Source organism: Streptomyces purpurogeneiscleroticus, from assembly GCF_020024005.1.
GTDB lineage: Bacteria > Actinomycetota > Actinomycetes > Streptomycetales > Streptomycetaceae > Streptomyces > Streptomyces purpurogeneiscleroticus.
The window spans coordinates 1-8,321 of record NZ_NHSG01000085.1; the positions used below are offsets into that span (position 1 = coordinate 1).

Consider the following 8,321-nt stretch of genomic DNA (forward strand, 5'->3'; position numbering starts at 1 on the left):
GGCGGGGAGTTATTCCGGGAGGTGAGGGGTCATCACCCGGATGCTCGGAGGCCCCGACGGCTGCTCAGCGGAGCAGTCCCGACGGTTGCTCTGCGGAGCGGTCCCGACGGTTGCTCTGCGGAGCGGTCCCGACGGTTGCTCAGCGGAGCAGCCCTGACAGGTACACAGAGGTACACAGGTACTGGGTGGAGAAGCCTCAGCGGTTGCTGAGCGGGGACGGGGCCTCCTGGACCGTCCAGCCGTTGCCGTCCGGGTCCTTGAAGAACATGAAGGAGTTCCACGTCTCGCCGCGGCCTTCGGTCCAGCCCTCGGCGCCGAGATGCTGTACCGGGCCGACCTCCACCCCGCGCCGTACCAGCTCCGCGTGGGCCGCTTCGATGTCCACCACGCACAGCTGCAGGCCCTGGAGCGAGCCCGGGGCCATGGCGGACTGGCCGGGTGCCGGGGGCAGTCCCTGGATCAGGGCGATCGAGCAGCGCGAACCGGGCGGGGTCAGCTGGATGATCCGTACCCCCTCGGCGACCTGCGAGTCCACGTCGGTCTTGAAGCCGCACTGCTCTTCGTAGAAGCGCTTCGCACGGTCCTGGTCGGTGACGGGGACGGTGACGACTTCGAGGGTCCACTCCACTGGGGCCGTCCTTGGCTCGGCGCGCCCTTCTTGGGGCGCGGTGGCAGGGGCTCGTTCATTCTGCGGGAGTGGAGTGGGCCGCGCGCGCCGGACGGCCGAAGATACGACCGGCGGCCCGATGGCCCCCCGCGGTGTGCGGGTGGCCATCAGAGCCGCCGTAGCGTGCGGGCCCGCGGTACGCGGAGACCCGGCCGTCGGCCACCGCCTCTCCCCTCCTGATGTGCGCCCGGTTCCCGTTCACTGCGGAACGGGGCGCAGAGGCGGCGGCAACGGCAGACAAGTGCCCCGGACGAGCGGACGGAAGCCCGTAAAAGCGGCCATTCTCGGCCCTTCGCCACATCGACGTCGTCGTCAGAGGTCGGTCAGAAGCTCGGTCAGGAGCTCGGCCAGACACCGAGTCAGACAGCGAGTCAGACGCTCGGTCAGAGGCTCAGTCAGGCGCTCGGTCAGACGCTCGGTCAGAGGCTCAGGCCATGGTTGCGCAGCCACGCCAGCGGGTCGACCGGTGTGTCCGAGCCCGGGCGGACCTCCAGGTGGAGGTGCGGGCCCGTGACGTTGCCCGTGGCACCGACCCGGCCGATGACGTCACCGGTGTTCACCTTGCCCGAGGTCTTCACCATCGAGGAGAGGTGGCAGTACCAGAGCTCCGTGCCGTCATCGAGGGTGACGACGATGCGGTACCCGTACGAGCCCGCCCAGCCGGCCTGCGTGATCGTGCCGCCGTGCACGGCCTTGGCCGGGGTGCCGGTCGGCGCCGCGAAGTCCAGGCCGGTGTGGTCGGCGGCCCAGCGGTCGCCGCCCTGACCGAAGGTGGCGGAGAGGGTGAAGGAGGAGACCGGGAGGGTGTAGCTCTTGGCCAGTTCGGCGAGCTCGGCTGCCCGTTCGGCGGCCGCCTTCTTGCGCGCCTCTTCCTCGGCCTGGGCCTTGGCCTCCGCCGCGGCCTTCTTCTTCGCGGTCTCGGCCTGCTGCCGGCGCTCGGCCGCATCCGCCTCGGCCTGCTGCACGGCGGCCCGTTCGGCGGCCTCGCGGGCCTCCTGGTCGGCGGAGCTCTGCGCGCGTTCGGCCTGCTCCAGGATGCGGGCGCGGAGCGCCTCGCCGCCCTGAGCGGCCCCGCCGCCGGCCGCCCCGGTGAACGGACCGCTCTGCGCGGCGTCCGTGCCCGTCCCGGAGGAGTCCTGGGACACCAGGCTGCCGATGCCCGGCAGGGTTTCGGCCGCGGGGAGTTTGTCGGATATGCGTTCGGCCGCGCTGCCCAGGTCGGGCATGGATATGGCGACCTGCGGCTTGCCCTGCGCGGAGGCCATGCCGCCCGCGCCGACCGCCGCGATGACGCCGACGCCCAGGACCGTACTGCTGCGGGCGAGACCGCCGCCGCGCTGCTTGGCCACGCGGTGCCGGCCGCGTACCGGGCGTACGGACTCCTCGGTGGGGTTCCACTGCTCCCACGGGCCGTCGGTCGCACCCGGGTCGCTCACGGCGGAGAACCCGGAGAAAGCGGGGAAGGCGGCGGTGTCGGCGGGCCCCGGCTCGGCGTGCGTCCGGGGGGACTCGTACGAGCCATGTGCTGCGTACGCATCGGGGGCGGCGTACGCATCGTGCGTGCCGTACGCGTCGGGGGCGGCGTACGCGTCGGGGGTGCCGTACGGAGACGGGGTGGGGGCAGGCTTGTTGGACGCCACGGGGGCGCACTCCTTTCCTTCCTTCTCGCCTACCGGGTTAGCTGACGGGTTCGGAGCAGGAAGGTCTCCTACGGGCGGCTCCGGAGGGAGTCGTCCGATTCACCCCAAGGTGGTGGTTCCCCGGTTCCCTGGGCAGGTGTTGCGGTGGTGAAAGTGCGCTTTTGGGATTCGGCGTCGGCCGCGCGGTGCCGCCTCTTGCGACGGCTGGTCCGACCGCGCTGCGTTATCGGACAGTAATAGACGGGACGGCCGGATTCCAAGCGTTCCCCGGAATCCATACGCCCGCTGAGCTGGACTTATGCGTCCAGTCATGGCCAAATGGGGGCGAGTTGACCGAGCATCGGAAACCCGAACCGGACTGATCGTTTATCAGTTGTTATGCGGAGGGGTGCGCAGTGATTACGTACAGTGAGAGCAGTAACGTCTGATCATGGTCGTCAACAGCGCGCAGGCAGTGGCGGATCGGTACGCGGAGTTCTCGTGGCAGCAGGCGCGGGGCGAGTCCGAAGCCCATGAGGAGCTGACCGCCCGCATCAGCCGGGACCCGGAATTCTGCGACTTCCTCGGCGCCTCGCTGCCGCCCGGCAACAAGCAGCAGCCCAATCTCCTGCTCGCCGCCGTCCGTTACCTCGACGGCCCGCACGCCGACCAGGGGCCGCGCGGCGACTTCGCGTACCGCACCTGGCGCGAGTGGACCATCCGGCACTGGGACGACGTGCGCGACGTCATGATGCGCCGGCTCACGCAGACCAATGAGCCCGCGCGCTGCGCCACGCTCCTGCCCCTCCTCGCCCGCCTGCCCCAGCCGCTCGCGCTGCTGGAGGTCGGCGCGTCGGCCGGACTGTGCCTGCACCCGGACCGGTACCGCTACCGGTACGACGGCGGACCGGAGTTCGGCGCCGCGGACAGCCCGGTCGTCTTTCCCTGCCGTACGTCCCCGGGCACGCCCGTACCGGCCGGGCTGCCGCGGATCGTCTGGCGGGCCGGGATCGACCTGAATCCGCTCGACGTGACCGACCCCGACGACGTGCGCTGGCTCCAGGCGCTGGTCTGGCCCGGTTCGACGCCCGACGCGGCGGAACGCCAGGGGCGCCAGCTGGGCGCCATCGAGGCCGTACGGCAGGCACCGCCCGCTCCGCTCGTACGCGGCGACCTCCTGGACGAGCTGCCCGCGCTGGCCGCGCAGGCGCCGCGCGACGCCACGCTGGTGGTCTTCCACACGGCCGTACTGACGTATCTGCCGCTGGAGCGCCGCGAGGAGTTCGCCCGGGTCGTACGGTCGGTCCTGGCGGACCGGGCCGGGCACTGGGTCTCCAACGAGCACCACAGCGTGCTGCCGTGGCTGCCCGGGCCGCGCCCCGCCGACGCGCACCGGCTCACCCTCGCCGTCGACGGCCACCCGGTCGCCCTGACGAGCCAGCACGGGCAGAGCGTGCAGTGGCTGGAAGAGGCACCGCAGGCGGGCTGACCCGGGGCAGGCGGGCCACCCAGGGAGCTCTACCCCTCCGGCCGCCGTACCGCCAGCAGGGCCATGTCGTCCGCCATCTCCCCTCCCGTGTGCCGCGCCACGTCGTCGATCAGGGCGTCCAGCAGCGCATCGGGGCCACTGAACGCCCGGCCGGCCAGCCGGACCGCCGGCTGGTAGAACGCGCCCCCGGAGTCCCGCGCCTCCGACACCCCGTCGGTGTACAGCAGCAGCATCGCGCCGGGCGGGAAATCGGCCTGGTCGGCCCGGTCCGGCCAGCCCGCGACCTCGCTCAGCCCGAGCGGCAGCGCCGGTGTCCGCGGCTCCAGCTCGCGCAGCGTGCCGTCCGCGCACAGCAGCAGCGGCGCCGGATGCCCGCGGTTCAGCACCCGCAGCACCCCGCGCTCCTCGGACGGCACCTCGGCGAGCACCGCCGTGGTGAACCCCTCGAACTGATCCAGCCCCTCCCGCCGGCTCCCCTCGCGCTGCAGCGCCCGCTCCAGCCGCCCCGCCACGGCCTCCAGCGTGGCCTCCTGCTCCGCGGCCTCCCGGAAGGCCCCGATGACGATCACGGCGGCCTCCACCGCCTCCAGGCCCTTGCCCCGCACGTCGCCGACGATGAGCCGTACGCCGTGCGGGGTGTCCTGCACGGCGTACAGATCGCCCCCGATACGGGCGTCCGCCTGCGCCGCTTCGTACCGCGCGGCGACGTCGAGCCCGCTGATGCGGTCCGGCGGCAGCGGCAGCACGGCCCGCTGGGCGACCTCCGCCACGTCGCGCACGGAGGCGAGCCGGGCGTCGGTCATCCGCACCGCCCGGTTGATCCCGAGCGCCAGGAAGGCGACGACCAGGACGGTCACCGCTTCGGTGTACGACTCGTAGCTGCCGGCCCGGCCGTGGGCGACGACCACGCCCAGCTCCGCCAGTGCGGAGAGGACGCTGACGAGCGCCGTGTTCCGCAGCGAGTACAGCGGCGCGGCGACCAGCGGCGCAGCCGAGAAGAAGGGCGCGGCGGTGTACTGGGCCGGGGTCAGCAGGTCGAAGGCCAGACCGCCGGCCAGGAGCACGGCGGGCAGCCAGCAGACCAGCCGGCGGCTGACCGGCGACAGCCCGTCCCGACGGGCCTGCCGCTCCCGGTCGCCCGGCACGCCCGCTTCGCCTCGCCCCATCCGCTCCGGCCTCTTTCCCGCGCCGCTCTCCGCGCCGCTGTCCATGCCGTACGCCGTCTCGCCCGCCGCCCCGGTCCCCGTGCCGTGCGCCGTCCCGTCCACCGCTCCCGTCACCATCGCCGTACCGCCGTCCCAGGGTGTCCGCCATGGCGCCGCACGGCGACTCTTCAAGGGCCGGACGGGGCACGATCACGCCCCCGAGCCCCTCCGGCTGCCTCTGAACACTTCTTCAACTCCTGACCGCCGCACAGGTGTTCCCCACCGCCGGAAGATTCGCGGCAGAACGGTGTGCGCGACCGCAGCGCGCGCCCCACCACAACAGCAGGCGCCCCCACACACGACAGAAGCGCCCTCACTCCCGGTTTCCCGGGGGTGAGGACGCTCTATCGGTGGGCCATCAGGGGCTCGAACCCTGAACCAATGGATTAAAAGTCCACTGCTCTGCCAATTGAGCTAATGGCCCGCACCGAGCAGCATAGCCCGCGCTCGGACCACAACTGGAAGGCATTGGGGGTCGGCGGGGTCGGAGTGGCTCGGAGAGACCCGGTGCGGGGGCGTGACACCCGGTACAAACGCGCCGGTGGGCCCGTCCTTGGAGGACGGACCCACCGGTCTGTCAGCGGTGCGCAGACGATTCAGCGCTGTGCGGACGCCTCAGTACTGCATGGACGTTTCCGCGGTACGCGCTCCGCCTGATCAGCCGTTGCGCTTCCAGCGCGGCTTGTCGGCGCGACGGTCGAAGGAGCGGCCACCGGCGTTACCGCCGCGGTGGTCGTCCCGGCGGCCGTGCGGGCGACGGTCGTTGTCGCGGCCGAAGGACGACGGACGGTCGTCGCGGCGGTCACGGTTGAACGGGCGGTCGCCGCCACGGTGGTCACGACGCTCGAAGGAGCGGCCGCCACGGTCGTCACGGTTGAAGCCGCCGCGGTCACCGCCGCGGTCGTTGCGGTCGAACGAACGGCCGCCACGGTCGTCCCGACGGTCACGGTTGAAGCCACCGCGGTCGTTCCGGTCGTTGCGGTCGAACGAACGGCCACCACGGTCGTCCCGACGGTCACGGTTGAAACCGCCACGGTCGCCACCGCGGTCGTTCCGGTCGTTGCGGTCGAACGAACGGCCACCACGGTCGTCCCGACGGTCACGGTTGAAACCACCACGGTCACCACCGCGGTCGCCACCACGGTCGTTGCGGTCGTCACGGCGCTCGAAGGAACGGCCGCCACGGTCGTCGCGACGGTCACGGCGCTCGAAGTTGCCGCGCTCGTCGCGGTACGTGGAGCGGCGCGGCGCCTCGTCGGCCTCCGGGGTGCGCGCGGCCTGGGCCGGCAGCGACACCTCGGCCTGAGCGGCGCTCTCCGCCTCCGCCTCGGCCTTGGCCTGCACCGCGGCCTCCGGGTCCTCGCCCCGCTCACGCGCGGCACGGGCGGTCAGCCGGTCGGCCTCCTCGCGCAGCTCGGCGGCGCGGCGCTGCAGCCGCTCCAGCTCGCGGGTCAGCTCGGCGACCTCGCGCTCGGCCTGCTTGGCGGAGTTCGCGGCCGACTCGGCCTGCACCTCGGTCAGCGACCGGGCACCGGTGATCCGGGCCACGTCCTCGTCGAACTGGCCGGCGCCGCCCACGATGTGGCGCGAGGCGTCCACGCCCGCGTCCTCCATCAGGCGGAAGATCTGCCGGCGCTGGTGCGGCAGGGCCAGGGAGACCACCGTGCCGGACTGGCCGGCGCGGGCCGTACGGCCGGAACGGTGCAGGTAGTCCTTGTGGTCACCGGCCGGGTCCACGTTCAGGACCAGGTCGATGCCGTCGACGTGGATGCCGCGGGCGGCGACGTCGGTGGCGACCAGGACGTTGACGTAGCCGTCCTTGAAGTCGGCGAGCGTACGAGTACGCGCACCCTGCGTCATGCCACCGTGCAGCGCGTCGGCGCGGACACCGGAGTCGCACAGCTGCTCGGCGACGCGGTCGGCGCCCAGCTGCGTCCGGACGAAGATGATCGTGCGGCCCTTACGGGCGGCGATGGCGGCGGTGACCGGCGCCTTGTCCTTGGGCTTCACGACCAGGACGTGGTGGGTCATGGTCGTGACGTTGCCCTGAGCGCTGTCGACCTCGTGGCTGACCGGGTTGTTCAGGTACCGCTTGACCAGCGTGCCGATCTCGTTCTCCATCGTGGCGGAGAAGAGCATCCGCTGGCCGCCGGCCGGCACCAGGTCGAGCAGCTCGGTGACCTCGGGCAGGAAGCCCAGGTCGGCCATCTGGTCGGCCTCGTCCAGGACCGCGACCTCGACCTTGTCCAGGGAGCAGGCGCCGCGGTTGATGATGTCGCGCAGCCGGCCCGGGGTGGCGACGAGGATGTCGACGCCGCGCTCCAGGGCGTAGATCTGGTTGCCCATCGACGTACCGCCGCAGACGACCTTGATCTTCAGGCCGAGGACGTCGCCGTACGGCTGCAGCGCATCGGCGACCTGCATGGCCAGCTCGCGGGTCGGGGTGAGGATGACGCCGCGCGGGCGCTTCTTCTCGGTGAAGCCGCCGGACAGCTGGGTCAGCAGCGGGAGACCGAAGGAGAGGGTCTTGCCGGAGCCGGTGCGGCCGCGGCCGAGGATGTCGCGGCCGGCGATGGCGTCCGGGATGGTCGCCGCCTGGATCGGGAACGGGGTGGTGACACCGTTCTGCGCGAGCTTGCGGACGATCTTCTCGTCCAGGCCCAGGTCCGCGAAGGTGATCTGCGGCTCTTCGGGGGCCTGCGGCTCGTCGGCGACGGCCTCGGTGGACTCGACGGCCTCGACGGCGGCGATGGCCTGCTCGTCCTGGCGTACGGCCTGGTCGTCGGTGAGGAGGGCCTGCTCGTCGTGTGCGGGCATGGCGGACTGGTCAGTGGAAATGGACATGCGAAATGCGAAACCTTCCGGAGTCTCGGCACGCGCCCAAACTCCGTGTTGTTTCACAAAAGACCGCCTCTATGCGGTCAGCCACGGCAAGGAGAGAACGCGCCACGCGACGCGCTTCGTCCTCTTCGGAGAAGAGGATCCGGTGGGCGCCGGGCAAATGGGATCAAACGATCTACCACCATACGCACCCGGCCCCCCTGAAGGCAAATGCGCTACCGGGCGGCACCGGCCCGGCACCGCCGCCCGTCCCCCGGTCGCCCGCCGACAGTCCGCCGATAGTCCGGTTTCCGCCGGTCAACGGCCGGTCTCCGCCCCTACGGCACCACGCCCCGGAGAGGCTGCCGGCCATCCAGCTGTGACTTACGAAGCACCGCCGGGCTACGAAGCACCGCCGGGTTACGAAGCATCGCCGCTCCCGGGCTGCGCGGAGTCCGGGGTGCCCGACTGCGGGCCGGTCTGCGAGGGGCTGCTCGGGGGCGGGTCCTGGCTCGGCGTGG

Annotated in this window: 5 protein-coding genes, 1 tRNA gene and 1 riboswitch; of the genes, 1 reads left to right on the forward strand and 5 read right to left on the reverse strand. The window is 72.1% G+C overall.

All coding sequences use genetic code 11. From position 1 onward, the window contains the following. Nucleotides 1-196 precede the first annotated feature (196 nt). Together CCS38_RS02660 and CCS38_RS02665 are read right to left on the reverse strand one after the other, a co-directional pair. The gene (locus tag CCS38_RS02660; RefSeq protein WP_223731555.1) at nucleotides 197-628 is read right to left on the reverse strand and encodes a VOC family protein; all 432 of its coding nucleotides are present in this window, start codon (nucleotides 626-628) and stop codon (nucleotides 197-199) included. Between the two features lie 458 nt (nucleotides 629-1,086). Then, entirely contained in the window at nucleotides 1,087-2,307 is a 1,221-nt protein-coding gene (locus tag CCS38_RS02665) for a M23 family metallopeptidase (protein WP_372456971.1), read from the reverse strand. An 11-nt stretch (nucleotides 2,308-2,318) separates the two neighbouring features. After that, nucleotides 2,319-2,461: riboswitch (cyclic di-AMP (ydaO/yuaA leader) on the reverse strand. Nucleotides 2,462-2,737: 276 nt separating this feature from the next. Here CCS38_RS02665 and CCS38_RS02670 point away from each other — a divergent pair. Further along, nucleotides 2,738-3,775 carry a DUF2332 domain-containing protein gene (locus CCS38_RS02670; protein ID WP_223731556.1) on the forward strand — a complete coding sequence of 346 codons (1,038 nt, stop codon included), beginning with the start codon at nucleotides 2,738-2,740 and terminating at the stop codon, nucleotides 3,773-3,775. A gap of 29 nt (nucleotides 3,776-3,804) precedes the next feature. Here CCS38_RS02670 and CCS38_RS02675 read toward each other — a convergent pair whose 3' ends face one another. The 3 genes from CCS38_RS02675 to CCS38_RS02685 all read right to left on the reverse strand — a co-directional run bounded on the left by CCS38_RS02675 (nucleotide 3,805) and on the right by CCS38_RS02685 (nucleotide 7,824). Next, nucleotides 3,805-4,941, reverse strand: a complete 1,137-nt coding sequence (locus tag CCS38_RS02675; protein ID WP_372456972.1) for a PP2C family protein-serine/threonine phosphatase — start codon at nucleotides 4,939-4,941, stop codon at nucleotides 3,805-3,807. A gap of 390 nt (nucleotides 4,942-5,331) precedes the next feature. Continuing rightward, nucleotides 5,332-5,404: transfer RNA gene (locus CCS38_RS02680), tRNA-Lys, on the reverse strand. Nucleotides 5,405-5,637: 233 nt separating this feature from the next. Beyond that, the gene (locus CCS38_RS02685; protein WP_223731557.1) at nucleotides 5,638-7,824 is read right to left on the reverse strand and encodes a DEAD/DEAH box helicase; all 2,187 of its coding nucleotides are present in this window, start codon (nucleotides 7,822-7,824) and stop codon (nucleotides 5,638-5,640) included. Nucleotides 7,825-8,321 lie beyond the last annotated feature (497 nt).